Raw genomic sequence first — 25,697 nt, forward strand, 5'->3', positions numbered from 1 at the left:
TCCCTGACATGTCTGAGCGGATAGAGCGGCTTGAGCACGAGAACGAGCAGCTCGGGCATGCGATCGAGAGCCGCCCGGTGATCGATTTGGCCCGGGGCGCTGATGCCCATCTTCCGCTGTCCGGCCGAGGACGCGTGGGAGACCTTGGTGGAGGTCTCCCAGACTTGGTGGAGGTCTCCCAGAACAGCAACGTCAAGCTGCGGGTGGTGGCCGACGTGATGACCGCGGCGGTGACCGGGCCGGAGCCGATGCCGCCTGACCTGCAGAACCATCTGCAGACAGCCGTGGAGAGGTGGCGATCGCGTGAGCATGAGCCCGGGGCGGGCGGGTAGTCGTCCGCAGCCGGACGGGGAAAGGCCATGACACCTGGGGAGGTCGAAGGGTCCTTCCCTGCCGACGGCGTCCGGTGTCATCCGGCCTCGGCACGTTCGGCCTGTCTCCGATCTTGGACTCCCTGACGTCGCGGTTACCAGGCCTGCGCGTATCCCGCTGACTGGCCGTGCTCGTGATGGGTACCCGGGGCGGTGCAGTCAGCCGGGAAGGACGTGTGTCGTGATCGTCGTTGCTGTTTTGCTGCTGCCCCTGCTGGGGCTTTTGCTGTACGGCATGGACCGCGTCGAGGACCGTCTCACCGCCAGGCCGCCAGAGCCGCGTCATGCCGCCGGCCGCCGCCTACGGTTGATTCCCGGCGGCCGGGCGCACACCGCTCACCATGCGGCACGCCGACCGCACGAACAGCAGTCCCGGGCGGCTTGATCCTGTCCACGTCCGCCGCTGAGCGCGTTCCGTAGGTGTGCGAAAGTGTCGACCATCCGCGCCGTGACCTGGGGATTCGAGGTTCAGAAACCCGGGAGCGTTGACCGCTAGGTGTCTTGCTGTCCGTGATCGTGGCTGTCGCCCTGCTTCGTGGGCTTGTCATCTGGAGTGGGCGGTGGTGGTGAGGGGAACAGGAGGTCTTCGAAGAGGTCCAGCGCCAGCATCAGGAGCAGGAGCATTACGGGCACGAGCAGAGCCAGCACGACCACGATGCCTCCCGACGAAGCGGTGATCACGGGAACGGCGCGACGGCAGAAGGTCCACTGTCAGTGTGGGCTGAATGAGTGAGGGCCGCATGCGCTAGGCGAGGGCGTGTAAGCCGTTCGGGTGACCTCTGTCCGGCGTCGGCCTGCTCGCGCAGGTACTGCCACAACGTCGCGCGCAGCACCGCGGTCTCGCCGACCACGTTGACCGGGTTGTCCATCGGCTGCTTCAGCTTGCCCGCCCACACCTGCGGGTCCCGCCGGTGCATCTCCCTTTTCGACTGGTGTTCGCGGCGTGCTGGTGAGCGCGGACGATGGTGGAGTCGATCTGGACCGGCCAGTCGATGCCACTGGGTGGCCTTGGGAGGCGATGCGTACGTGTGTTCGTCGCCAGCGAAGACGGTCGTAAGGTCGCAGCGGCTCCTGCGAGGGTGTGTCCATGAACACGACACCTACGACTGGCCGCAGCGGCACCGTCGTCGATGACGCTGCTGGGCCTCGTTCAGCATCTGACTGAGGTGGAGCGTAACTGGTTCCAGCGTGTATTCGCAGGCCAGGACCTGCCGCCGGTCTTCGGGGAGAGCAACCTCGACGGCTTTGTCCTTCTGCCGGACCGGGCACTCGACGAGGTGATGGCTGTCTGGCAGGCGGAGATCGCCCGGGGCCGTGAGCTGATCGCTGACGCGTCGCTGGACGACTCCGGCCGCCTGTCTGAACAGGAAGCGGGTCACGTCGGTGATCAGGGAGTCTCGCTGCGCTGGATCATGGTGCACATGATCGAGGAATACGCACGTCACAACGGTCATGCCGATGTCATCCGTGAGCGGATCGACGGAGTTACCGGTGCATGAGACGTGCTTGCGCGGTCACGAGGACCGCGCGAGCGGCGCGTCTGCCTCTCAGCTGGTGGCGGCCTGCCTTCGCGTCGCTCCAGCGCCAGGGCGGCCTTCTCGGAGTCCCGTTGGGTGGAGACCGAGACGTACTCGCCCGCCGCCATCGACATGGAGCCGGCCGGCAGCCCCGCGAGGCCCGCCGTGAGCAGCTCGGAGCGGTCGTCCGTGGCGTCGGCCACGCCGACGACGAGGCCCGCGGTGGAGACGATGCCGTCGTTGGCGCCCAGCACCGCGGCCCGTAGCCAGTTCAGGCGGGAGCCGAGGGTGCCTTCGTGGGCCTCGTCTAGGACTTGGTCCGGGTTGGATGATTGCGCCGTTGAAGGTCAGGCGGTCGACGATGGCCGGGCAGGGCCGTGGGTCGGTGAACGTCAGCGGTCGATGGCATCCAGAGGCCGTGCGACGGATGCTTCACCGCAGGCCGGACACGATGGGGCTCAGGTCTTGAATAGAGCGCCCAACTGGTCGAGTGAGGGCACCACCCGGGTGTGGCCGGGCCGGAGGTAGTCAAGGCACTTCCCTCGTTCCTCGCGCTCCGCAGTCTTGCCCGACTTCTTGTCGGCGAAGACCCGCACGAAGGCGGCCGCGTTCAGGGCCGCGGTCTGCTGCCGTCGTTCACCCCGCGCGGAGCGGGTCGGAGGGGTCCGGCGGGTGCTTCGGACGGGACTTCCCGGTGGACTTCGCGGTCTTCCTCGCGACGCTCGAAGTGATGACCGGCGGGTCGCTGCTGTCGTCGCCACCACTGTCGTCGCCACCGCTGTCGAGGCCGACGAAGCCGAGGCCGACGAAGCCGAGGCGGCGATCGCGGCGAGGCCGACCGCGCGGAGTCCGCCGACCAGGTCGTCGTGGCGGCAGGCGGTGATCTCCGAGCCGCGCGGGCCGGGCGATGAAGGTCCACAGCAGCAGCCCCTTGACATCGGTCAGGGCGATGACCAGCAGCCCGTGCCGTTTGTGCTTGGCCGACCAGCGGCGTCTCATCGGGTGGCCGGTGCGGCGCTGGGTGGGTATCAGCGATTCGTCGATCAGGACGACGCTGCCACCCGCCCGGGCGATTTTCGCCGGCGCCCGCTCCAGCCTGGGGCCCGCGCGGCCAGCAGGTCGATCTCAGCCACCGGTCCACGGTGGTGCGCGAGAGGCCGTTGCCGCCGGCGAGGTCGGCAAGCCGTTGGTCATGCCGCAGCGCGGCCGACACGATCACCGCGATCCGCCCGGCCGGACGCTTGCGCCATCGCGAGCGGATCTTCTTCGGCTGGGCGGACAGCAGCCCGGTCAGGGAGGTGAGGGTCTGCGTGGACAGCTCCAGCCGACACTGGTGGGCAAGCTCACTGTGGTCCCCGGCCGGGGTGAATTTTGTAGGCACACTTCATCAACCAGGGCCGGGGGCCGCTCGGTTACGGGGCCGTGGCGGGAGATTTACGCCCGGATGGTGAAGGTGCCGTTCGGCAGCCTGTGCAGACGGCCCCGGACCGCCAGCTTCGACAGCTTGCCGCGGGGCGGCTCCAGCCGGCCCGGCACCACCACGTCGATGCCCAGCTCGGCGCCGACATCCTTGACCATCACCGGGCCGCCCGCGGCCTGCACAATCTGCAGCATCCGCCGGTAGTCGCCCGGCAGCGCGGACGCATCCGCCACCTCCCGGCGGTGCGGCACCTTCAGAACTGACCGGCCCGCGACCTGCACCTGCTGCGGCAAACCGGCGTCCTGTCCCGCGGCCTCGGCCTCGGCCTCCTGTTCGTACAGCCGGCGCAGCACCCGCTCCGCGACCGTGAGTTCCTCACGCTCGGCATCCACCTCGGTCAACTGCTTGGCCAGCGACTCGGCAAGCTCCTCCAGCTCAGCCCGGCGACCTGCGATCTTCTCCAGCGACGACACGCCTTCCCCTCCCCAACGGCCAGACGCCCTCAGGGAACCGTAGGAGCCCCGCCGAACACCGCACGGGCGAAGCCAAGAACCCCCATCCGGGACGTGTCAGACGATCTGCACTCCAGCCTCCCGCCCGCGACCAGCACAAGTGCGCCACCGACCACCCGCGCCAGCACCTCTGACCAGGACGGATTCAGGCTGCACAGGTCTCAATGGCTGGCACTCCCCAAATCGCTACCTGGCTTTCGCTCTGCTCTCAGCCTTTCGTGTTCGGTCGTCAGTTTCGGTTGCTGCCCCATTCGTCGTCGCGGTGCGTGTGCGGGCACGCAGGCGGCCCGCTCGTCGCATCGGGTGGGCGCCGGTTGCCACCTTCCGGTCGGTGGCTCTGGTGCTCGTCTGGGTTCGAGGAGATCGACATCGCCGACATCCGCGACGTCGCGGATCTCCCCGGGCTGTTGTCGGTCAGCCTGGGTCCGGGAAGGTGCCGAGCCGACTGATCGTGTCGGTGATCTTGTCCGTCCATGGCCAGTGGCTGGCGAGGCGCAGGCGCCGTTGGCGTGCGGTCGCGATGAGTTGGGCAGCGGCACAGAACAGCCGCGGCCTCCCACGGCAGCAGCGACCGGCAAGTCAAGGTCTGTGGCTCCGGGTCGAGACAGCGTGACGGCAGTGGCCGCCCAATTGGAGTTCACGCGGGTTCCGTGAGGGCTTCGGTACGGGGAATCACCGCAAGCGAGCAGGTGAGGGCCTTCTCGCTGCTTGTCATCCGTGCGCTTCAACTTCTCCGGGTTACTGGCAGATTGTGCTAGTTCGGCCAGCAACTTGCGAGGCTATGCGGGATTCAGGAAGCCGCGCCGTCTGACGTTGCTCACCGGGCAGCCGGACGACGGCGATACACACGGCGCCGACGAGCCTGAAAGTACCGCTGCTTACTCGGCTCCGTTCCTGCTCAGGGCAGTGAGTACGTGATCCAACTCATTCGGCATCACGGCAATGAGAACAGCGCCTTCGGAGGAGTTGCACTCAACGATCCTGGACCCACCGTTGATCTTCATTGCTTCGCGCAGCGCAGGTGAACGCACGCTGACCTGCCGCAACCCTGTCGGAAGTGATACTGCCGCCCCGGCCCTGGTGCGGGACTCCCAGGCCATCGTGGAGGGGCCAATCAACATCCGCCCCCGGAGCCACCGGCCTTCAAGCGAGGGATGCCTGAGCATGCAGGGAACCTTGATCACATTTCCCTGAGCGGCACTGTCTGCACGTTGCTTCGCCTTCCGGCGAAACAGCCACGCCGTCAACCCGGCCGCTACGAGGAGACCCACTAGTTCGATCACTGGAGCATTCAAGCAGCGCTCAACCCGAGTGCCCACCCCGTCAACGGCTTGTCACGACCAGCAGGTTCGCCTCCGGTCGACCTTCAGAATCCGCGAACCCGCTGGTTTCGGGCCGGCACCCGTCGCGGTCACCTCATCACCCCACCGCTCTCTCCCGGGCTACTGGATCCAGGATCGGCCCTCGGAGACGGGTCGTGGTCTCGGACATAGACGGTGACTCGCGCCCCGTTGACATGGGTTGTTCCGTACTCGTGGAAGTGGCGCCGCAGGGTGTTTGTCTTCGCTTCCTCCTGTGGGTTGGTCGGCGAGTACGCACCCGCCGTGCGGACCGCGACGATCCGGTCGAATTCCAGCATGCGTGCCGCAATGTCCTGGGCGGGAAGCTCGACACCTGCAAGTGTGTTCGACGAAACGGGGTCCTGTGCCAGGGCCAGATCCGTCAGGAAACGGGTGTCCTCGGGGTTGGCCGCGGTCAAGATCCGGTGCTGGCCGGAGAGATACAGCAGCCCGTCGCCGGGACGGCCTTCCTTGCGCACGGTGGCGCCGAGGGCGGTGACGTCATTGCTCCGGCTCTGGGGCGTCCTCAGCGAAAGGCTCGGCTGGACGAGCGCGGCCAGTACGGCAACCGCCGCGATCCACGCGTTGCGGGAAGACTGCTGCCGCCGGTGGAAGTCATCCATCCAGGCACCCAGCAGCAAGGCGATTCCGATATTGCTGTAGAGCACATACCGGTCGACGAAAAGGGGCTTGACCAGAGAGGCGATCAGCAGCAGAAGGCCCGGAAGCACAAGAATCGGCACAGCCAACACGGAAAGCCGCACGGGTCCCCTCACCCCCAGGGACGCTCGGGCACACGCCACGCCCACGACCGCCACAACCAGGAAATAACGAAGCCGCACCGGTCCGCCGATCCAGGACACCTGCCCCGACTGCCCCGCACTACAGATCGCCAGCGGCAACAGCCCGGCCACAACGCCCGCGGCAGTCACACTCCACGCCCTCAGCACCGGTCGTGGAACAGGGGAGACGACCAGCGTGACGCCGTGTGCAACCAAGGCGAGGACCGCGAACTCATGGAGCAGACAGGCCAGCAGCATGGTGGAGCCATAGACCGCCCACCGCCACCAGGTGCGATGCGGGACGCTGACCACGAGCGCATAGGTGGCCCAGGTGACCAGGGCACAGACCATGGCATACGAGCGGCCTTCCTGCGCGTACTTCTGTACCTGGGGAAGGAGCGGGAACACCAGCCCGGCCAGCAGCCCGGCACGCGGTCCCGCCAGGCGTAGCGCCAGAAGCCCGACTCCGCTCGCCGCCACGGACATCGCCAGCACAGACGGCAGCCGCAACGTCAGCAGCCCTCCCCCGAAGAGACCGAAGATCTCATGCATCACGGCGTAGTAGAGGGCATGGACCAGATCGACATGCTGGGCGGTGAGCCATATCTGCGAAAGATCGCGGTGCGCGAGCTGATAAGTGACGGACTCGTCCCCCCACATGGTGTTCTTCCTGCGGATACCCCAGAGCCCCAGAGCGATGGTCAGCGACAAGGGCGCGATGACGACAACGGCCTTGGCCGGGCTCGGTGATGGTCGACGGGCGGGTACGGGAAGGGAAACCGTCCTCGCCACGGCGGGGCCACGTTCAGCAACGGACATCGGCGACAGGGCCTTTCAGCAGTGGCGAAGACGTTTCGCCAGCGTGCCCGGACCTCATTGACCGGATGCTGACCCACCCTGACCGGCCGATCAGGAAGCCGGGCCGGCGCTGTGCGAGGCTGCACCGCATGCGCATCCTGGTGGTCGAAGACGAGGTGGACCTTGCCCACACCCTGCACACCGGTCTGACCGCCGAGGGCTACAGCGTCGACCTCGCCCATGACGGCCGGCAGGGACTGTGGATGGCCCGGACCGGCGAATACGCCCTTGTCGTACTGGACTTGATGCTGCCCGGACTCAACGGCTACAAGGTCTGCGCCCAGCTGCGCCGGGAGGGGAACGCGACCCCCATCCTGGTACTCACCGCCAAGGACGGGGACTGGGATCAGGCAGAGGCCCTGGACACGGGGGCCGATGACTACCTGGCCAAACCCTTCTCCTACATGGTGCTCGTCGCACGGCTGCGGGCCCTGATCAGACGAGCCGCCACGATCGCCCCGCCCGTCCTTGCCGTGGGCGACCTCTCGCTGGATGTCGCCGGCCGGGTCTGCCGCCGGGCCGGGGCCCGGGTGGAACTCACACCCCGGGAGTTCGCCGTGCTGGAGCTGCTGGCCCGCCGGGCGGGCCAGGCGGTCTCCAAAGCGGATCTGCTCTATCACGCGTGGCCCGACGAGGCCCTGGATCCCAACCTGGTGGAGGCGCGCGTCAGCGCCCTCCGCAAGAAGGTGGACGCCGCGTTCCACCGGCAGTCCGTGCAGACCGTACGGGGTACCGGCTACCGGCTGGTGGACGACCGTGAACGCGACTGAGCCGCGACGCCGCTGGTGGCCGCGTTCGGTACGAGCCGGCGCGGCCCTGGCCGCCGCCTCGACCGCCGCCGTCATCCTGGTCGGCATCGGCTGGTGGGTACACCACGACGTCTACCGCCAGAGCACGCAGATCGCCGAAGAACAAGCCCAGGTGCAGCTCGGGTCTCTCTGCGAACAGTTGCGACAGGGTGTCATTCCCGTCTCCACAAGCGCCGTGCCGTACGAGGTCGTCGCGACCGGCCGACGCACCGCTGTCGCTTCCGGCGGGGCCCTGAGCCTCGCCTACCCCGGCACCCACCACGTGATGCCCACCCCGCCGACAACCGGGGTCGCCGCGCTGATATCGCTCACCACCGTCCGCATACCTGTGAACCGCCACTACAACCCCAGGGACAAATTCGATATGGCCGGCGGGACCCAGCGGGTCATGACCGCCGATATCTGGCCCGATGAACTCAGCAGCGACAAAGCCGCCGCTCTGGGCGTCGCCGCCGACGCCAAGCTGCGGGTCTATGTGGTGGTGCTCCCGTACACGGCCGAGGCAAACACCAAGATCACCGACCGCGTGCTGCTGCGCGCCGGGCTCGTCAGCCTCGTACTGATCGCCGCCGTCGCCTACTTCGCCGTCCGCATCGCGCTGCGGCCGGTCGAAACCATCCGCGTCCTCACCGCCTCGGTCACCGCGAGCGACCCCCGCGAACGCGTCAACGTCCCCGCAACGGGACACGAGATCACTGCCCTGGCCACCACCATCAACAGCACCCTCCAGCGCCTCGACGACGCCGCCGCCCAGCAACGCCGCTTCGTCGCGGACGCCGCCCACGAACTACGCAGCCCGCTCACCACACTGCTGGCCAGTCTGGAAGTCGCGCTCGCCTACCCGGAACGCACCCACTGGCCCGCCGCGGTCACCACCGCCGCCCGACAGACCCGCCGCCTCCACGCCCTCGCCGAAGACCTGCTGCTCCTCGCCCGCCTCGACGCCCGCACCCCCATGGCCCGCCCCGGCACCGTCGACCTGACGGCCCTCGCCTTGCGGCTGACCGAGCAATACCCCCTCACCGAACGACCGTTGACGCTCACCTGCGACAGCACCGCCCCCGCAATTGCACACGGAAACCTCGACGAATACGAACGGCTGCTGCGCAACCTCGTCGACAACGCCGCCCGCCACGCCGCACACCGCATCCAGATCACCATCCGAAACCAGGACGCCTGGGTCGTCCTCACGGTGCACGACGACGGACCGGGTGTGCCCGCCGAGGACGCCGAGCGCATCTTCGAACGATTCGTCCGGCTCGACGACGCCCGCTCCCGCGACCACGGCGGCACCGGCCTGGGCCTCGCCATCGCCCGCGACCTGGCCCACCGCCACCGAGGCACCCTCACCCTCACCCCCCGGCCCCTCGGAGCATGCTTCGAGCTACGCCTTCCCCGAGCCCCCACCCCGGCCGAGGAATGACGTGCTTCACCTCGGCAGCCCTTCGGAGCCGGAGGACCACCAGATGACCGCGCCCACCGCTGCCGCAGCAGTTTCAGGGCGTCACCGTGCTCGGCGATGGCGTCTCCATCAACACCGGTCTGGTCGTCCCGCACCGGAAACGACCCGGCCGGCCCCTGCTGACCGGCGAGGAAGCCGACAACGCGGAGCATCGCCGGGTCCGTGCGCGGGTCGAGCATGCGATCGGCCGGCTGAAGAACTACAAGATCCTGCGCGACTGCCGGCGGCACGGCGACGGCCTCCACCATGCGGTCCGGGCCGTCGCGCACATGCACAACCTCGCCCTTGCCGCGTGATCAGAACACCCGTGGTAGGGCTTTGACCTGCTACATCACGGCCTTCTGCAACACGCTTTTAAAGAGCGATTTGTCCTGGCGATGGTGTTTGGTTCGAAGTCAGGTGTCGCGCCAGTTCAGGGTGGATTCACGAGTGAGGCGTGTGCTTATGACGTCGATCATCGCGAGGCGGATCATGGCTTCGGAGCGGTGCGGGTGGGTCTCGTAGTCGCGGGCGAGCCGGCGGTGGTGCATGAGCCAGCCGAAGGTTCGCTCGACGACCCAGCGTCGCGGGATCACCTTGAAGCCCTTCGCGGTGGGATCCCGGTGGACGGCTTCGACGTCGATGCCCAGGCGGGCCCCGTGCTCGATGGCTTTGGTGCGGTACCCGGTGTCGGTCCAGGCTTTTCTGACCTGCGGGTTCCGGAGGCGATCCGGGAGAGCAGGTGGATGCCGCCGACGTTGTCGGAGACGCCGGCAGCGGTGACCCAGACCGCCGGCAGCAGGCCAAGAGTGTCGACGCCGAGGTGACGCTTGCGGCCTGCGATCTTCTTGCCTGCGTCGATGCCCTGACCCGCGGCCGTCACGTTCGCGGAGGTCTTGATGCTCTGGGCGTCGAGCACACAGGCACTCGGCTCGGCGTCCCGGCCTTCGGCCTGGCGCACCAATTGACGCAGGATGCCGTTGAGTTCGTCGAAGATGTCATCCTTCTGCCACGCCGCGAAGTATCCGTAGACGGTCTCCCACGGCGCGAAGTCGTGCGGCAGATAGCGCCACGGGATCCCGGTCCGGTCGACGTACAGGATGGCGTCCATGATCCGGCGCAGGCTCAGCCGCCGCGCCTTCAGCGGTCGGAACGGGCGTCAACGCACATCCAACCGCCACGACGGCCAACCCGGCGAACCAATGCGGTCAGAGCACTAGTAGGACTCCGTTAGGTCTGTGTCGATCTTGGTGTGCTGTGTGTTCGCCTGGGCAGGGGCTGATGGCAGGTGGTGCAGGTGCCGGTCCAACCCCTCAGGACGTCCTGTAGTGCGTCGAGGACTTGGTAGAGAGTGAGACCGGTTCGGGTGCTTTTGGGGCCAGGCGTTGTTCTGTGAGGAAAGCGTGGGCGGCGCTCACGAGGGTGATGTGGTGGTGCCTTCGCCCGGATGAAGGGCTGGAAGATCCTCCGCGATTGCCGCCTCAAAGGCGACGGAGTCCACCACGCCATGCGCGGCGTCGCACGCCTACACAACCTAGTCCTGACGGGATAAGGGAAGGTCCCACCGATCAGCCCGCTGCAACCCTCAACCCGTAGAAGATCGTTTGCGGGACAACCCTTAGGCACGCTTTGGCCAGACGTTCGACGGCTACAGCCATGTGATGGACGGCGAAGTCCTGGTCCGCAGGCTCTTGCAGGTAGGCGTCGATCGCATCTGGGAGTTGTGTCCTCGGCGCTCATAGTGGGATTTGCGGGCGCGGGCTTGGCTTCGTCGGCGGAAGCGTGACCAGTGCAGGTGGTGTTCGTTGGCATGGTGGTGGGGTGCGGCGACGAAGTGCCCCACCAGCCGGCGGATCTCCGGAACGCTCAGCGGTATGAACTCGTCGCCGTCGGCGGAGTTCTTCCCCAGGCCTGACCGCACGGCTGCGGCCGGCCACCCCGAACTGTGGGGTGGCCGGCCGCAGACATGTCCAGCTCTGCCCACTGGCCCGTCAGGCTGCCCAGCAGGGCGGCCCTGCAGCTTTGGCTTGCGGTGTTCAGGCCGCGCGGGCTGCCCCGGAGCAGGCCGCACTCTCAAGGTGGCCCGCTCCGGTAGCGTGATGAGTTGGACAGAGAATTGTCAGATGGAATCGTCCTCGGCCCAGAAGCTCTGGTATCCGGCGTCCTGAGAGGAGCCGTTGCAGGCGAAACCGCGGGTGCCGCCGCCGGAGGAGATGTCCACGCACATGCTGCTGGGGTCCTCGTTTGTGGCGCTCTTGAGGACCTGGGAGCCGTTGAAGGCGCTGCGGTTGATCATCGCCCATCCCTGCCAGCCGCCAGTGAAGCTGGGACCGTTGCATACGTAGGTACGCAGTTGGTACGCGTGTGAGTAGTCCAGGCAGCGACCTGTGTTCACATTTTTCAGCTGGGCCCAGCCGTTGCTGAGGGCGGTAACCTTCCACTGCTGGTAGTTCTGCCCATTGCAGGTGAAGTTGCGCAGGTAGCCGGAGGGACTGGAGCCGGAGTCGTCCAGGCAGGTACTGGAGTGATAGTAGTCCGGGCTCATGCTGATGAAGCGGTAGACGTGTCCGTACGTCCAGTTGGAGGCCTGAGCCTCCGCGGTTGCGGTTCCGGTGTTCGCGACCGCGAGCCCGAGCGCCATGGCGAGCGCCGCAGTGGCAGATCCAAGGGCGCGGAGCCTCATACGGCCACGAACCGGAGCGGTGGATATGGAACCCGACGTGGATACGGTCACGGCAAACCCCCTGTTGTCGAAGCTGCTGTCCCGAATCGGGACCTCAGCTGCTGGCCTGTCGGTGAACATCAGGATCGAGGCTAAGGACTACCGTCCTAGATCCGTCCTAGATCCGTCCTAGTAGGACTCCGTTAGGTTGCTCTGGCTCTTGGGTTTGGGCTGGTGGTGGATGTTCTGGGTAAGGGGCGGTGGCAGGTGGTGCAGCTGCCGGTCCAGCAGTTCAGCAGGTCCTGGATGGCATCGAGGATCTGGTAGAGGGTGAGTCCGCTGTATCGGCTTTTGGGGCCAGGCGCTGTTCGGTGAGGAACGCGTGGGCGGCGGTGACCAGGGTGACGTGGTGATACCACCCGACCCAGGAGCGTCCCTCGAAGTGGTCCAGGCCGAGGCCGTGCTTGAGTTCCCGGTAGTCGTGCTCGATCCGCCAGCGGATCTTGGCCAGACGGACCAGTTCGGGCAGCGGGGTGCCGGCGGGCAGGCTGGACAGCCAGTAGTCGCTGGGTGCTTCGGCGCCTTCGGGCCATTCGGCCAGCAGTGTCACTTCGGGCAGGACACCGTCCCAGTGCCGGTGTTCGGTGGTGGCGGCTGGCTGGGCCAGACGGCGGGCCCTGACGCCGGCGGGCCGCACCCGCAGGGCCAGGAAGCGCGAGCGCATCGGCCCGCGGGAGCCCTGACGCCAGGTGACCTCGTGGAAAGCCGGCCGTCCGTGGCTCATCGCCAGCGCGGACACCGGGGACGGCTTGCGCCGGTAGCGGGGCTGCGGCTTGCGGCCCTTGCCCGACGACGGCGGCGTGAGGGGCTCGGCGCTGTGCGGGTGGACGGTCATGTCCGAACGGACCGCCACGACATAGCTGATGCCCCGCTTGCTCAGGCCGTCGCGGAAGTCGGCGTTCTGCCCGTAGCCGGCATCGGCCACCACCACCGGCGGCACCAGACCCCACCCGGCCAGTTCGTCGAAGGTGTCCAGGGCCAGGCGCCACTTCTCCCGGTGCCCGACCCCCTCCGGTATCCCGGTCTTCTTCCGCCGTGCGGCATCGTGCGCCCACTCCTGGGGCACGAACAACCGCCACTGCAGCGGACAGGACGCGGTGTCGGAGACCGCGTGCACGCTCACCGCGACCTGGCAGTTGGCCTGCTTGCCCAAAGTGCCGCAGTACTGGGGCGCGACCGCCACCGACATCTTTCCGTCCTTGGGGGACGACACGTCGTCGACCGTCCAGGCAGCCGGGCCGATCTGCGGCACCATCCGCTCCGCGATCCGCCGCCGCACCGGCACCGGATCCCAGGTCGACTGGTTCACGAACTGCTGCAGGTTCTGCTCGTTGCCGTCCGCCAGCCGCTCCGCCATGGCCTGGATGGACTTGCGCCGCCCGTCCAGCATCAGGCCCCGCAGATAGCAGTCACCCTTCGCCCGCTGATCCTTGCGCGGCACCGACGCGAACACATCAGCCACGAATAACGCCAACTTCGCCCGAGCACGGTTCACTTCAAATGCATCCACACCCCACAGCATCCCCTCAAACAGGACCGAGAGAAAGACATAACGGAGTCCTACTAGTCTTCTGAGTCAGGAATCCTGTTCAGATAGCTGGCGAGGCGTTCGAGGATCTCGTCTGCGGTCTTCGTCCAGACGTAGGGCTTCGGGTCGGTGTTCCATGCGGCGATCCAGTTGCGGATGTCCTTCTCCAGGGCTTGCACGGACCGGTGAACGCCTCGCCGTATCTGTTTGTTGGTCAGTTCGGCGAACCATCGCTCGACGAGGTTCAGCCAGGACGAGCCAGTCGGTGTGAAGTGCAGGTGGAACCGGGGGTGGGCCAGCAGCCACTTCTTGATGGCGGGAGTCTTGTGGGTGGCGTAGTTGTCGCAGATGAGGTGGACATCCAGGCCGGCAGGTACCTCTTTGTCGAGCTTGATCAGGAACTTCTTGAACTCCTCGGCCCGATGCCTGCGGTGCAGAGAGCCGATCACTTTGCCGGTCGCGACCTCAAGGGCCGCGAACAAGGTGGTGGTGCCGGCGCGCACATAGTCGTGAGTCGCCCTTTCGGGAACCCCTGGCATCATCGGCAGCACCGGCTGGGACCGGTCCAGGGCCTGGATCTGCGACTTCTCGTCCACACAGAACACCAGTGCCCGCTCGGGCGGGTCCAGATAGAGGCCGACGACATCGTGGACCTTGTCGACGAAGTACGGATCGGTCGACAGCTTGAAGGTCTCGGACCGGTGCGGCTGCAGGCCGAACGCCCGCCAGATCCGTGACACCGACGACTGTGAGAGGCCGATCTCTTTCGCCATCGACCGTGTCGACCAGTGCGTTGCGTTCTTCGGAGTGGATTCCAGCGTCTTGGCGACCACCGCGGCGACCTGTTCGTCCGTCACTGTCCTGGGGCCACCGGAACGTGGCATGTCACCCAGACCGGCGATCCGGTACTGCACGAACCTGGCCCGCCAACGGCCCACCGCATGCGGCGTGGAACCGAGTTGAGCCGCCACGTCCTTGTTCGAGGCGCCCTCCGCGCAGGCCAGGATGATCCGACACCGCAAGGCCCACGCCTGCGGCGTGGAACGACCCCGCACCCACCCCTCAAGTGCGGCCCGTTCCTTGTCCGACAGCGTCAACTCGGCCTTCGGCCGCCCCATCCGTGCCATACGGCAAGCCTACATATATGAACGGAATTCCTGACTCAGAAGACTAGTGGCGACAGCAGAACGGCGATGAACAGACGGAACACGCGCGCGCCAGGCACGGCGAACACCCGGATCACCGTGCCCAGGACCACCACCGGCACGGTGCCGGCGATCAGCAGGCGGGCCAGCGGCCCGCCCAGCCGTCCCGCCTTGTGGTAACGCGGCAGGGCACCGGGGCCGGCAACGACGTTGAACAGCAGGTGTACGTCCAGCAGTCCGGGCGTCTTCCCAGTTCAGAAGGGATGTGAACGATGTAACCGAACGACAAGCTCAGGATAGCCAGCCGGTGGAAGTCCGGTCCGGGGAGACGCCAGGGTCCCCGGTAGCTGACTCCCGGCGTCGCCCGAAATGGTGACGTCGAAGTGGAGTGACAAGCGCCCTCGGGGGCGTGCAACCGACCAGTCCGCAACATGAAGTGAAGCCTGCGGCGTCGTGATTTAACCCCCGCCCGCGGGCGGGCCAAGGAGGAGCCGAGCCTGTGCTTGTTTGGCGAAGGCCACGGAAGACGATCTCGGACCTGGAGCGGTCGTCGAAGAACCTCCCGGCGTAAGGGGCGTGGAATGGTCGGAAGGTTGTCCTGGGAACTGGAGAGAGCCTCCTCGGCCCCGGGTATTGCGGCCCGGGAAGAGTGGCCTGCCTGTAACCGGCAGAACCGGGAAAGGGCGGGTTGCCGAGAGGCAGTCGGAGGGGGTCGTAGTAGTGACGATCGGCGGGACAACACAACCCGCTGGGAGCGAAGGGCCCCTGCTTCATCGACGCGATTCGCAAACGGGGAGGGACCCGGATGAGTGCCGTTTCGGCTAGTTCCATCCGCCGGGAGGAAGACGCCGCAGGGCCGGGCGGCCGTCCTCTGGACAAGGTCCGAGCCCTGCACATTCCTCCAGGACCTTTCGCAGAGACTGCGGACGCATACGTATCGTCCGGCAGTGTTGCGGCGGGTCCAGATTCCCAACCTGGGGCGGCCGGGGGAGTTCTGGCCGCTTTCGATCCCCACGGTGGCGGACCGAGTGGTGATGACGGCTGCGAAACTGGTCCTTGAACCAGTATTCGAGGCCCAGTTCACCGAGGCGAACTATGGATCCGGCCGAAGCGGTCCGCGATCGACGCATGCGAAGCTGTGCGTGTCGCCGCGAACCAGCGGCGGGAGTGGGTGCTCGAGGCCGATATCCGCGACTGATTCGGCACGATCGACCATGAGGCGCTGATGGCCCAAGTGGCATGGCGTGTGGTGGACCGGTCGATGCTGAAGCTGATCCGGGCCTGGCTGCGGATGGGAGTCCTGGAGGGCGGGGTGACCTCGTCTCCGACGGAGCAACGGGCCGAACAGGTCCGTGAATTGGTGGCACGAGTGCTGGAGCGGCTCGGGATGCGATTGCATCCCGAGAAGACCGGCATCGTCCGCCTCACCCGAGGCGGGCAGGGCTTCGACTTTCTCGGCTTCCACCACCGGAAGATGGAATCGTGGAAATGGCGGGGCAGGTACTACTTGCAACGCTGGCCCTCGGCCAGGGCGATGCGGGTACTGCGGGACAAAGTCCGTGCGGCGACCGCTCGTTCGAAGACTGAGCGGCCGGTATCCGCCGTGGTCGCCGATCTCAACCCGGTCCTGCGGGGCTGGGCGGCGTACTTCCGTCACGGGAACTCCGGACGGAAGTTCAACCTGGTCGACGACTATGTCCACGAACGGCTGGCGATCTCCGCCAGCGCGAAACACAGACTTACGGGCAGGAACTGGACCACCCGATTTACTTATGGGTGGATCACCCGGCTCGGTGTCTACCGTCTCACCGGAAACGTGCGCAGGGCAACGGCGCATGCCAGCCGGTGAACGATGTCGGAAAGCCGTGTGCGGGAGAACTGAAACACAGCGCCGGAAACGCCCGCTGGCGCAGTGGCTACCGATTGCAGCAACCCGACGGTGAATGCGAACAGCACGGTCGACCACGTCACCACAGGCTCCCTCCGGGGCTCGTTGCCCCGGTATCGGGACCGGGCCCGGCCGGCGCGGTCAGCCCGTTCCTCGGCAATGCCGAGGAACGGCAACGCGACCGGTGGGCCCGTCCAGGTGGCACGAGGAGAACGTCAGGCCTTGTAGGCCACGTTCGCCATCATTCCGGCCTCGCCGTGGTAGGCGTTGTGGCAGTGCATCATCCACTGGCCCGGGTTGTCGGCGTCGAGGAACACGGACACCGTCTCCTTGGGCAGCACGATCGCGGTGTCCTTGCGCGGCCCGGAGGTTCCGAGCTGGTACGTGTGGCCGTGCAGGTGCATCGGGTGCCACATCTCGGTCGTGTTGACGAAGTCGAGCCGTACCCGCTGGCCCTCCTCGATGACGATCGGGTGCGCCTCGGGATTCTTCATGTCGAACGGCGTGCCGTTGATGGCCCAGTTGTACTTCATCATGTTGCCGGTCAGCTTGATCTGGTGCGTGACGTCGGTCTTCGAGGACTTGAGACGCACATCGTCGGCGGCCCGCAGCTGGGACGCCGTCATGATCATGCCGTCGAGTTCCTTCGGACGGACGGTCGCTGACGGCTTGTTCCCCGAGCCTGTGCGCATCAGGGCCAGGCCGTTGGCGTTCTTGCCCTCGGCCAGGGAGACGAGCGGGAAGACGCCGTCGCCGAGGGTGACGAGGACGTCGTAGCGTTCGCCCATGCCGACCAGCAGGGTGTCCACTTCCTGGTGCTGGACGGGGAAGCCGTCGGTGTGGGTGATGGTCAGTTTGTGGCCGCCGAGGGCGACCCGGTAGGCGGTGTCCGAGCCGGCGTTGATGATGCGCAGTCGTACCTTCTTGCCGGGCTTGCCGGTGTAGACATCCGGGTCGGTGGCCACGCGGCCGTTGATCAGGTGGTGCGGGTATTTCACGTCACCGGCGTCGCCGCCGAGCAGGCTGCTGGTGGCGCCCATGAGCATGAACTTCTTGGACATGCCGCCGGAGGAGGCGGAGGCCGAGGCGGAACCGCCCATGTCCATCCCGCCCATGTCACCCATGTCACCCATGCTGTCCGAGCTGCTGGGGTTCGGGTTGCTGCTCATGTCCATGCCGCTCATGTCGGCCATGCCCAGCTTGAGCTCGGAGAAGACCTCGTTGGGGGTGCCGGTGACGCCGTCGACCCAGTCGTCGAGGAGGACGACCCACTCGTCGTCGTACGACAGGGGCTCCTTGGGGTCCTCGACGATCAGCGGGGCGTACAGGCCACGGTCGAGCTGGACGCCGACATGGGGGTGGAAGAAGTACGTACCCGGGGTGTCGGCGATGAACCTGTAGGTGAAGGTGGATCCGGCCCGGACCGCGGTCTGTGTGGCCGGGGGCACGCCGTCCATGTCGTTGCGCAGGGCGATGCCGTGCCAGTGGATCGACGTGGCCGTCTTGTTCGGGAGCTGGTTGGACAGCTCGGCTATCAGAGTGTCGCCGACGGAGAGGCGTACCTCCTTGCCCGGCGTACGGCCGTCGAAGGCCCAGGTCTTGGGCATGACGCCGCCGCCCAGGTCGATGATCGCGGGTGACGCGGTCAGGGTGAGCTTCCGCTGCCGTCCACTGCTCGTGCGCTTCTTCTCGGCGGCGGCGACCGCCGAGGCGGTCGGGCTGACCAAGGCATTGCCGCTGCCGCTGCCGGATCCGGTGTTACCGGAGCCGCCATTGCAGGCGGCGAGGGCGCCGGTTCCGGCGGCTCCGAGCCCGGCGAGCAGGACGGAGCGGCGGTTGATGCTGTTCATGACGTGGTGTCCTCTGTGTCGTAACTGCCGATGTGGTCGCGGAGGGACGGCACATCGCGCGCCGTCCGGCGCGGCCTAAATGCGCAGTTGAGAGAGGACGGACAGATCGGGCGGAGCTCTGCTCGCCACGGAGCCCGGTGCGCGTCGGGACAAGGCCCTCAGGAGATCGGCCGAGGCGTCGAACGCGCTCGGCCCCGGTATGGCGAGATGCACGGTGGTGATGCTCGCCGAGCTGCAGTGCTGCATGCCTGGCGTGGCGCATCCGCTGTCGTTGAGATTGTGTGTGGATGCGTCCGAGACGGACGACGCCGTGCCGTCCGGCAGCACGTGAGCGTCATGGGCTGCGCCCGGCATGGCCGCGTGGGCCATGGCCGGCATCGGCGAGTCGGTCATCCCGGATATCTCATGATGGACGAGCACGGCCAGCGCGACGCACAGGGTGAAGAACACCCCGTACACACAGCGAACGGCTGAACCGCCGCTGTGCGCTGTCCGTATCCCCATGAGCTCCACCTTCACCGTGCGCACCGGACGCCGGAGTAGCCATCTTACCCCCAGGGGGTATCGGTTTCGTACAACGTCGTCGTCTTCGCCGCGTACAGCACCGGCGGCAAGGCGAACGCCAAGGTGCCGGTCAGTCGGAAGGTGACACAGCCTTCGCCCGCCCCTACCCGCGCATCAACGCCTTCACCGAGGCGCACGGCTCGATCGAGCACCGCCAGGAGCTGCTGACGGGTGTGCGCGGTCGGGTGGTCGAGATCGGAGCCGGGACGGGGGGAGAACTTCCGGCACTATCCGCTCGAGGTGACGCAGGTGGTGGCGGTGGAGCCGAAGCCGAGACTCCGGGCTCACGTGGAGAAGGCCGCGACGGACGCGCCCGTGCAGGTGGAGGTGGCGGCGGGCCGGGCGGAGCAGCTGCCGTCGGAGGACGACGGTTTCGACGTGGCGGTGTTCTCACTGGTGCTCTGCACCTTCGCGGACGTGCCGGGCGCCCTCGCCGAGGCGAGGCGGGTGCTGAAACCGGGCGGGAAGCTGCTCTTCTACGAGCACGTCGGCTCCGAGCGGCCCGGCTTCCGCCGGGTGTAGAAGGCGCTGGCCCTCCCATGGCGGCTCATCGGTGGCGGCTGCCACCTCACCCGCGACACCGAACGCGCCATCCAGGAGGCGGGCTTCACCGTCGAGGACATCCGCCGCTTTCTACTTCGTGATCAACGGCCGAGCCAACCCCGCACCCCCGTCGATCATCGGTACCGGCCGCGCGACCACCTAGGCTGCTTAGGATGTCCGGAGAACATTCCGATCGGGGAGGTGGGCCCATGACGCAGTTCGGCGAGCTGGAAGCCGCGATCATGGACGCGGTGTGGTCCGCGGGCAAACCGTTGCGCGTCCGTGAGGTCCTCGAGCGCCTGGACCGGGACCCGGAGCCCGCGTACAACACCGTCCACACCGTCACCGAGATCCTCTACCGCAAAGGCTGGCTGGCGAAAGAGAAAGACGGCCGGGCCTACAAATACGGAGCCACCCAGAGCCGCGAGGAGTACGTCGCCGGACTGATGGGGGAGGCGCTGTCCGTGGCCGACGACCGCACCGCGACGCTGGCCCGCTTCGTGCAGCAGATGCAGCCCGGCGAAGCCGAGGAACTGCACCGGCTGCTCGGACAGGCCGTGGCACGGGAAGCGGGGGAGGCGTCCTCGTGATCGTCGCCGCCGTCCTCTTCGTGTACGCCGTGCTGCTGTGCACCCTGGTGCCCTGGCTGCTGCGTGGGTCGGCTGGGCCGAGCGGGCGCCCCGGCTGGGCATCGTGGTCTGGCAGGTGCTGGGAGCCTCGGCGCTCACATCCGCCGTCTTGGCCGGGTTCGCGCTGACCGTGCCCGGTAAGGAACTCCGCTGCTCTCGTATTTGGAGCGCGGCACACTCGGAGCGATGACCGGTGCCCTTCCGTGTGGGCGATCGTCGAAGCGTCCGATTCTCTTGTGGGACCGCATCTGTGGACTGCACGGGGGCCGAGGTGGTGCCCGGGTGCCCGCAAGGGGCCGGAACGACTGGGAAGGATGAGGAAGAGTTCGGGTGCCACCGCATGAAGACATGGCTCTGACCTGTGAAAAGAGGACGGCTGCAGCAGGATCGGGAAGATCGTGGACGATCCTCAAAGGACTCATCATCCGTCGGCCGTGGGTTCGAGTCCCATCCGCCCCACCAGAAGGATGCCCTGACCTGCGGAAACGTTCCTAGTGAGGCGTTGGTCTTCCACAACCGACAGCGGCGCCACTCAGCACTGGGCTACCGCCCCCCGATCGAGTACGAACTCTCTCCGAACAAGACACCATCCCCGCCGCCAGTTAGCCACCGCGGCTGGAACCCAAACCATGGGGCAGGTCGACCTGAAGAGCTACGCCGCCGAAGGACAGGAGGGTCACCTGTTCGTTGGTCCGCAGGGCGGGCAGCTTTGGCGGAGCAACTTCCGGGATGACTGGATCAAGGCCAGGAGGGCGGCGGGCGTCTCACCACCCTGGCGTATGCCCCGTGACCGTGCGCGACCGAATTTCCCCCGGTGGGAGTACTCGGGCGGAGCCCAGTAGCATGAGGCACGCATCCCGGGTCGATCATGCCAACCGGCGGCGCACCCGGATCGATCTTGCGAGGAGCGGTCGTGCGTGACATCGCCGTGTTCAGCGGTAGTGCCCATCCCGAGCTGGCGGCAGAGGTCTGCGCCCATCTCGGCGTGCCCCTCAGCCCGACCCGGGTCAGCCGGTTCGCCAACGACTGCCTGGAGGTCCAGCTCCAGGCCAACTGTCGCGAGCGCGATGTGTTCCTCGTGCAACCGCTGGTCACCCCCGTGCAGGAGCACCTCGTCGAACTGCTGATGATGTGCGACGCGGCGCGTGGTGCCTCGGCCGGGCGGATCACCGTGGTCATGCCGCATTATTCGTATGCGCGTTCGGACAAGAAGGACATGCCGCGGATCTCCATGGGTGGGCGGCTGGTCGCCGACCTGCTGGTGGCGGCCGGGGCCAGCCGCGTCCTCGCGATGACGCTGCACTCCCCGCAGGTCCACGGGTTCTTCTCGGTGCCGGTCGACCATCTGCACGCCCTGCGGGAGCTCGCCGCGCACTTCCGCGGTCACGATCTGTCGCGTACGACGGTCGTGTCGCCGGACCTGGGCAACGCCAAGGAGGCCGCGGCCTTCGCCCGGCTGATCGGCGCCCAGGTGGCCGCCGGTGCCAAGCAGCGGTTCGCCGACGACCGGGTGAGCATCAGCTCCGTCATCGGTGAGATCACCGGGCGCGATGTCATCGTCCTCGACGACGAGATCGCCAAGGGCAGTACGGTCCTCGAACTCCTGGAGCGGTTGCGCGAGTTGGGGCCGCGATCCATCCGGGTCGCCTGCACCCACGGGCTGTTCGCGGCGGGCGCGCTCAAGCGGCTGAGCGAGCAGGAGGACATCCTGGAGATCGTGTGCACCAACACCGTGCCGGTGCCGGACGAGGAGCACACCGAGAAGCTGCGGATCCTGTCCATCGCCCCGGCGCTCGCCGAGGCCGTGCGCCGCATTCACAACGGTGAGTCCGTCAGCGCCCTGTTCGACGCGCCCCCGAGCGAATAAACAGGAAGAGCGACCCTTCCTGACCTCGTTCAGTACTCGGCACCTCGCTCGGCCCCCAGCCAGGAAGCGGCGCAGCAACGCTCGGCGTCACCCAGGTGATCAGGAGGGCTCGCAGTGGCGAAGGCGAAGTTCGAGCGGACCAAGCCGCATGTCAACATCGGCACCATCGGGCACATCGACCACGGGAAGACGACACTCACGGCGGCCGTGACGAAGGTTCTGCACGACCGGTTTCCCGATCTGAACCCCTTCACGCCGTTCGACCAGATCGACAAGGCGCCCGAGGAACGTCAGCGCGGCATCACCATCTCGATCGCCCATGTCGAGTACCAGACGGAGCACCGGCACTACGCGCACGTCGACTGCCCGGGGCACGCCGACTACATCAAGAACATGATCACCGGGGCCGCGCAGATGGACGGCGCGATCCTGGTGGTCGCGGCGACGGACGGGCCGATGCCCCAGACCAAGGAGCATGTGCTGCTCGCCCGGCAGGTCGGCGTCCCGTACATCGTCGTCGCCCTCAACAAGACGGACATGGTCGACGACGAGGAGATCCTGGAACTCGTCGAACTCGAGGTGCGTGAGCTGCTCACCGAGTACGAGTTCCCCGGCGACGACGTTCCGGTCGTCCAGGTCTCCGCGCTCAAGGCGCTGGAGGGCGACCCGAAGTGGAGTGCCTCCGTTCTCGAACTGCTCGCGGCTGTCGACGAGTTCGTGCCCGAGCCGGTCCGGGACGTCGACCGGCCCTTCCTGATGCCGATCGAGGACGTCTTCACCATCACGGGTCGCGGCACGGTCGTCACCGGCCGGATCGAGCGCGGGGTGCTGAAGGTCCACAACGAGGTCGAGATCATCGGCATCCACGAGCAGAAGACGAAGACCACCGTCACGGGCATCGAGATGTTCCGCAAACTCCTCGACGAGGGCAGGGCGGGGGAGAACGTCGGCCTGCTGCTGCGCGGGGTCAGGCGCGACGACGTGGAGCGGGGGCAGGTCGTGATCAGGCCGGGTTCGGTCACCCCGCACACGCAGTTCGAGGCGCGGGCGTACATCCTGTCGAAGGACGAGGGCGGACGGCACACGCCCTTCTTCGACAACTACCGGACGCAGTTCTACTTCCGCACGACGGACGTGACCGGCGTCGTGACCCTTCCCAGGGGCACGGAGATGGTCATGCCGGGCGACAACACCACCATGAACGTGCAGCTCATCCAGCCCATCGCCATGGAGGAGGGCCTGAAGTTCGCCATCCGGGAGGGCGGCAGGACGGTGGGGGCGGGGCAGGTCACCAAGATCCTGCAGTGAGCGAGGGGGAGCCGGCCGAGGTCGCACCGTCCGGTCGGCGGCGGTCATAACGTGCCCGACGTGGCCTCCGGCTGCCCCAGCGCCGCGTCCAGCGACGCCGAGGGCGGCAGGAGCCGGGCCAGGCCGGTCACCTTGAGGACGCGCAGTGTCAGCGGCCGGGTGCAGACCAGGTGCAGCCGGCCGCCCCGGTCGAGAACGCGGCTCCTGGCGCGGTACAGCAGACGCAGCCCGGAGCAGTCGAAGAACTCCACGGGCCGCAGGTCGATCACGATCTGCGGCTCCGGGTGCCCCGTCACGGCGTCCAGGTACGGCGTGATCTCCAGCGCCGCGACGATGTCGATCTCCCCGTGGAACTCCAGCACCGTGTGACCCCGGTCCAGGCGGACGCGTAGATGACGCGTGGGCGGTGCGGGGTCGTACGTCACGGCGACATCGCCTCCAACCGGCTGCTGGCCCACTCCTGGTGGCAGGGCCCGCAAAACCGTTCCCTGCTCTGCAAGTTACCCTCGTTGGAGTGAATTCCAGCATGTTCGATTGACATATGTCTGCGATTTGGCGGGCGAGTTGCCCCTCGGGTCGGCCGCGCGGATCACGACAGAGCGTGCCACGCCTTGGACAGCGCCTGGCGGAACTGATCCGTCTGGTGTGCGCTGAGTTCGCGCACCATGCGTTCCTCCAGCTCACGTACCGCGTCGGTGTACCGCGCCAGCAGCGCGCGCCCCTCGTCGGTGAGCAGGATCAGCAGCTCGCGCCGGTTGTGCGGATTGCGCTCGCGGCGGATCAGTCCGCGGTTCTCCAGTGAGCGCACCAGGTCGGCCATCGACTGCGCGGTCACGAAGGAGTCCCGCGCGAGCTGTGCCGCCGAGAGGCCGTCGTGTCGCTCCAGCACGGTGAGTGACGTGTACTGCAGTGCGGTGATCCCCGCCGGCTTCACCAGTTCGTCGAGGTGGGAGCGCACGACGAGCTCCACCTGCTTGACCATGTAGAGCAGGGACGGAGGTGCCTTCGTTACCTGGGTGCCGACCATGGGTTCAGCCTAAGGCATTGACAGGAATCCTGTCCGTAATGAGACTGCGAACCAACAGGAATCCTGTTGGTTGAAATCTTGGCGACCAAGGCTGAGGAGTGGGCAATGACGACCACCTTCGAGAGCGGGCCCGGGCGGCTGTTCATCGGCGGACAGTGGCGCGAGGCGGCCGACGGAGCGCGTACGGACGTGATCGACCCGTCCACCGGCCAGGTGGTCACGACGGTCGCCGAGGCAGGTGCGGCGGACGTGGACGCCGCCGTACGCGCCGCACGGGAGGCCTTCGACCACGGCCCCTGGGCCGGCCTGAGCGGACGGGAGCGGGGCAGGGTGCTGCACCGCGCCTCGGAGCTCATCCGCGAGAACGCCGACGAGCTCGCCGCCCTGGAGAGTCTCGACGTCGGCAAGCCCATCTCCCTGTGCCGCCCCGTCGACGTGCTCACGGCGGCCGACGAGTACGAGTACTGCGCCGCGCTCGCCCAGACCCTGGACGGCGCCACCCGCGACACCCCGCTGGGCGCCTTCGCCTACACGCGCCGGGGGCCGCTCGGCGTGGTCGCCGCGATCACGCCCTTCAACTTCCCGCTGATCCTCTCCAGTTCGAAGCTCGCCCCCGCTCTCGCGGCCGGCAACACCGTGGTGCACAAGCCCGCCGACGAGACCCCGCTCAGCGCCCTGTACATGGCCCGCCTGCTCCAGGAGGCCGGGGTCCCGGACGGTGTGGTGAACGTCGTCACCGGCAGCGGACCGGTCGCCGGCGAGGCGCTGCTGCGCAACCCCGGCATCGACAAGCTCGCCTTCACCGGTTCGACCGCCGTCGGGCGGCACGCCGCGAGCGTCGCGGGCGAGGCGCTCAAGCCGGTCACCATGGAACTGGGCGGCAACGCGGCCCACGTCGTCTTCGAGGACGCCGACCTGGAGAAGGCGGTCGGCGCGGTCATCAAGGGATTCGTCTTCAACACCGGGCAGTTCTGCATGGGCGGCCCGCGGCTGCTGGTGGCACGCTCGGTGTACAGCACCCTGCTGAGCATCCTCGCCGACGCCGTCCCCGGCGTCCCGGTCGGCGACCCCCGCGCCCCCGAGACCGTGGTCGGACCGATGGCGGGGGAGAGGCACCTCCGGAAGGTCGAGGAGTACGTCGAACTGGCCCGCAAGGAGGGCGCCCGCATCGTCTGCGGCGGCGAGCGGCTCGACCTGAACGGCGGCTACTACTACAAGCCCACGGTCCTCGCGGGCCTGCCGAACGACTCCCGGGTGATCCAGGAGGAGATCTTCGGCCCGGTCCTCACCGTCCAGCCCTTCGACACCGAGGACGAGGCCGTCGCACTGGCCAACTCCACCCCGTACGGCCTGGCTTCGGGCATCCAGACCACCGACCTCACCCGCGCGCACCGCGTCGCCGACCGGCTCCAGGCGGGCATCGTCTGGATCAACGACTGGGCGATGCTCGACCCCGCGGTCCCCTTCGGCGGGGTCAAGGACTCCGGCTTCGGCCGGGAGTACGGGCCCGAGGCCCTCGCCTCCTACACCAAGGTCAAGTCCGTCGTCGTCTCGCTCGACTGAGCCGCGAACCATC

The 25,697-nt window shown here is 67.4% G+C and carries 22 protein-coding genes and 6 pseudogenes; 13 read left to right on the top strand and 15 right to left on the bottom strand.

The genetic code is table 11. The features are described from left to right. Positions 1 to 8 precede the first annotated feature (8 nt). Positions 9 to 332 carry a hypothetical protein gene (locus FNV62_RS46815; protein WP_097287851.1) on the top strand — a complete coding sequence of 108 codons (324 nt, stop codon included), beginning with the start codon at positions 9 to 11 and terminating at the stop codon, positions 330 to 332. Between the two features lie 220 nt (positions 333 to 552). Beyond that, positions 553 to 756, top strand: coding sequence for a hypothetical protein (locus tag FNV62_RS46820; RefSeq protein ID WP_143610344.1), 204 nt, complete (start codon positions 553 to 555; stop codon positions 754 to 756). Between the two features lie 107 nt (positions 757 to 863). On the opposite strand, the gene FNV62_RS54845 is transcribed toward FNV62_RS46820, so the two are convergent. Further along, on the bottom strand, positions 864 to 1,025 hold the full coding sequence (locus FNV62_RS54845) for a hypothetical protein (protein WP_186003169.1): 162 nt from the start codon (positions 1,023 to 1,025) through the stop codon (positions 864 to 866). Between the two features lie 446 nt (positions 1,026 to 1,471). Here FNV62_RS54845 and FNV62_RS46825 point away from each other — a divergent pair. After that, positions 1,472 to 1,870 (top strand): annotated as a pseudogene (locus tag FNV62_RS46825) (DinB family protein); the annotation flags it as partial. A gap of 53 nt (positions 1,871 to 1,923) precedes the next feature. On the opposite strand, the pseudogene FNV62_RS46830 reads toward FNV62_RS46825, so the two are convergent. The 5 genes and pseudogenes from FNV62_RS46830 to FNV62_RS46845 form a co-directional block, all read right to left on the bottom strand. After that, positions 1,924 to 2,163: pseudogene (locus FNV62_RS46830) on the bottom strand (VIT1/CCC1 transporter family protein); the annotation flags it as partial. Positions 2,164 to 2,346: 183 nt separating this feature from the next. Then, positions 2,347 to 2,484, bottom strand: a complete 138-nt coding sequence (locus tag FNV62_RS58205) for a hypothetical protein (protein ID WP_346014286.1) — start codon at positions 2,482 to 2,484, stop codon at positions 2,347 to 2,349. Between the two features lie 40 nt (positions 2,485 to 2,524). After that, a complete protein-coding gene (locus FNV62_RS56330) occupies positions 2,525 to 2,887 on the bottom strand; it encodes a hypothetical protein (RefSeq protein WP_221939461.1) in 363 nt (120 codons plus the stop codon). Positions 2,888 to 3,322: 435 nt separating this feature from the next. Beyond that, positions 3,323 to 3,781, bottom strand: a complete 459-nt coding sequence (locus FNV62_RS46840) for a hypothetical protein (protein ID WP_143629600.1) — start codon at positions 3,779 to 3,781, stop codon at positions 3,323 to 3,325. Positions 3,782 to 5,231: 1,450 nt separating this feature from the next. Next, positions 5,232 to 6,761, bottom strand: coding sequence for a glycosyltransferase family 39 protein (locus FNV62_RS46845; protein WP_143629601.1), 1,530 nt, complete (start codon positions 6,759 to 6,761; stop codon positions 5,232 to 5,234). Between the two features lie 128 nt (positions 6,762 to 6,889). On the opposite strand from FNV62_RS46845, the gene FNV62_RS46850 reads away from it, so the two are divergent. From FNV62_RS46850 to FNV62_RS46860, 3 genes and pseudogenes are all read left to right on the top strand, one after another. Next, complete coding sequence (locus FNV62_RS46850) at positions 6,890 to 7,570, top strand: response regulator transcription factor (RefSeq protein WP_143629603.1); 681 nt, start codon at positions 6,890 to 6,892, stop codon at positions 7,568 to 7,570. Then, positions 7,557 to 9,032: a sensor histidine kinase gene (locus tag FNV62_RS46855; protein WP_143629604.1), complete on the top strand. Its 1,476-nt coding sequence runs from the start codon at positions 7,557 to 7,559 to the stop codon at positions 9,030 to 9,032. The genes FNV62_RS46850 and FNV62_RS46855 overlap by 14 nt, the downstream gene beginning before the upstream one ends. 59 nt (positions 9,033 to 9,091) lie before the next feature. Further along, positions 9,092 to 9,367, top strand: a pseudogene (locus FNV62_RS46860) (transposase family protein); the annotation flags it as partial. 99 nt (positions 9,368 to 9,466) lie between these two features. Here the strand turns inward: FNV62_RS46860 and FNV62_RS46865 are convergent. Continuing rightward, positions 9,467 to 10,173, bottom strand: a pseudogene (locus FNV62_RS46865) (IS5 family transposase); the annotation flags it as partial. Positions 10,174 to 10,488: 315 nt separating this feature from the next. On the opposite strand from FNV62_RS46865, the pseudogene FNV62_RS46870 reads away from it, so the two are divergent. Further along, a pseudogene (locus FNV62_RS46870) lies at positions 10,489 to 10,602 on the top strand (IS5/IS1182 family transposase); the annotation flags it as partial. Between the two features lie 567 nt (positions 10,603 to 11,169). Here FNV62_RS46870 and FNV62_RS46875 read toward each other — a convergent pair. The 4 genes and pseudogenes from FNV62_RS46875 to FNV62_RS46890 all read right to left on the bottom strand — a co-directional run. Beyond that, positions 11,170 to 11,733 (bottom strand): RICIN domain-containing protein, encoded by a 564-nt coding sequence (locus FNV62_RS46875; protein ID WP_164331868.1) that lies wholly within the window; start codon positions 11,731 to 11,733, stop codon positions 11,170 to 11,172. Positions 11,734 to 12,004: 271 nt separating this feature from the next. Then, complete coding sequence (locus FNV62_RS46880) at positions 12,005 to 13,282, bottom strand: IS701 family transposase (RefSeq protein WP_143629607.1); 1,278 nt, start codon at positions 13,280 to 13,282, stop codon at positions 12,005 to 12,007. A 53-nt stretch (positions 13,283 to 13,335) separates the two neighbouring features. Then, positions 13,336 to 14,418: an IS630 family transposase gene (locus FNV62_RS46885; RefSeq protein ID WP_181360996.1), complete on the bottom strand. Its 1,083-nt coding sequence runs from the start codon at positions 14,416 to 14,418 to the stop codon at positions 13,336 to 13,338. A gap of 53 nt (positions 14,419 to 14,471) precedes the next feature. After that, a pseudogene (locus FNV62_RS46890) lies at positions 14,472 to 14,666 on the bottom strand (sulfite exporter TauE/SafE family protein); the annotation flags it as partial. Between the two features lie 1,004 nt (positions 14,667 to 15,670). On the opposite strand from FNV62_RS46890, the gene FNV62_RS54850 reads away from it, so the two are divergent. After that, positions 15,671 to 16,294, top strand: a complete 624-nt coding sequence (locus FNV62_RS54850; protein WP_205521831.1) for a group II intron maturase-specific domain-containing protein — start codon at positions 15,671 to 15,673, stop codon at positions 16,292 to 16,294. A gap of 254 nt (positions 16,295 to 16,548) precedes the next feature. Here FNV62_RS54850 and FNV62_RS46900 read toward each other — a convergent pair whose 3' ends face one another. Then, on the bottom strand, positions 16,549 to 18,183 hold the full coding sequence (locus tag FNV62_RS46900; protein WP_143629609.1) for a multicopper oxidase family protein: 1,635 nt from the start codon (positions 18,181 to 18,183) through the stop codon (positions 16,549 to 16,551). Between the two features lie 75 nt (positions 18,184 to 18,258). Further along, positions 18,259 to 18,687 (bottom strand): DUF6153 family protein, encoded by a 429-nt coding sequence (locus tag FNV62_RS46905; protein ID WP_143629611.1) that lies wholly within the window; start codon positions 18,685 to 18,687, stop codon positions 18,259 to 18,261. A gap of 300 nt (positions 18,688 to 18,987) precedes the next feature. On the opposite strand from FNV62_RS46905, the gene FNV62_RS46910 reads away from it, so the two are divergent. The 4 genes from FNV62_RS46910 (at position 18,988) to tuf (ending at position 23,094) form a co-directional block, all read left to right on the top strand. Beyond that, complete coding sequence (locus tag FNV62_RS46910) at positions 18,988 to 19,269, top strand: class I SAM-dependent methyltransferase (RefSeq protein ID WP_164331869.1); 282 nt, start codon at positions 18,988 to 18,990, stop codon at positions 19,267 to 19,269. A 230-nt stretch (positions 19,270 to 19,499) separates the two neighbouring features. Beyond that, the gene (locus FNV62_RS46915) at positions 19,500 to 19,880 is read left to right on the top strand and encodes a BlaI/MecI/CopY family transcriptional regulator (protein ID WP_121413877.1); all 381 of its coding nucleotides are present in this window, start codon (positions 19,500 to 19,502) and stop codon (positions 19,878 to 19,880) included. A 952-nt stretch (positions 19,881 to 20,832) separates the two neighbouring features. Then, entirely contained in the window at positions 20,833 to 21,786 is a 954-nt protein-coding gene (locus FNV62_RS46920; protein ID WP_054234269.1) for a ribose-phosphate diphosphokinase, read from the top strand. Positions 21,787 to 21,900: 114 nt separating this feature from the next. Then, positions 21,901 to 23,094: an elongation factor Tu gene (gene tuf / locus FNV62_RS46925; RefSeq protein ID WP_144316225.1), complete on the top strand. Its 1,194-nt coding sequence runs from the start codon at positions 21,901 to 21,903 to the stop codon at positions 23,092 to 23,094. A 44-nt stretch (positions 23,095 to 23,138) separates the two neighbouring features. Here tuf and FNV62_RS46930 read toward each other — a convergent pair whose 3' ends face one another. Beyond that, entirely contained in the window at positions 23,139 to 23,519 is a 381-nt protein-coding gene (locus tag FNV62_RS46930; protein ID WP_054234267.1) for an anti-sigma factor antagonist, read from the bottom strand. Positions 23,520 to 23,683: 164 nt separating this feature from the next. Beyond that, positions 23,684 to 24,121: a MarR family winged helix-turn-helix transcriptional regulator gene (locus FNV62_RS46935; RefSeq protein ID WP_054234266.1), complete on the bottom strand. Its 438-nt coding sequence runs from the start codon at positions 24,119 to 24,121 to the stop codon at positions 23,684 to 23,686. A 105-nt stretch (positions 24,122 to 24,226) separates the two neighbouring features. Between FNV62_RS46935 and FNV62_RS46940 the strand changes: the two genes are divergently transcribed. After that, positions 24,227 to 25,684: an aldehyde dehydrogenase family protein gene (locus FNV62_RS46940; RefSeq protein WP_143629614.1), complete on the top strand. Its 1,458-nt coding sequence runs from the start codon at positions 24,227 to 24,229 to the stop codon at positions 25,682 to 25,684. The last annotated feature ends 13 nt before the right edge of the window (positions 25,685 to 25,697 follow it).

It is taken from the genome of Streptomyces sp. RLB3-17 (assembly GCF_007113425.2).
Classification (GTDB): Bacteria; Actinomycetota; Actinomycetes; order Streptomycetales; family Streptomycetaceae; genus Streptomyces; species Streptomyces mirabilis_D.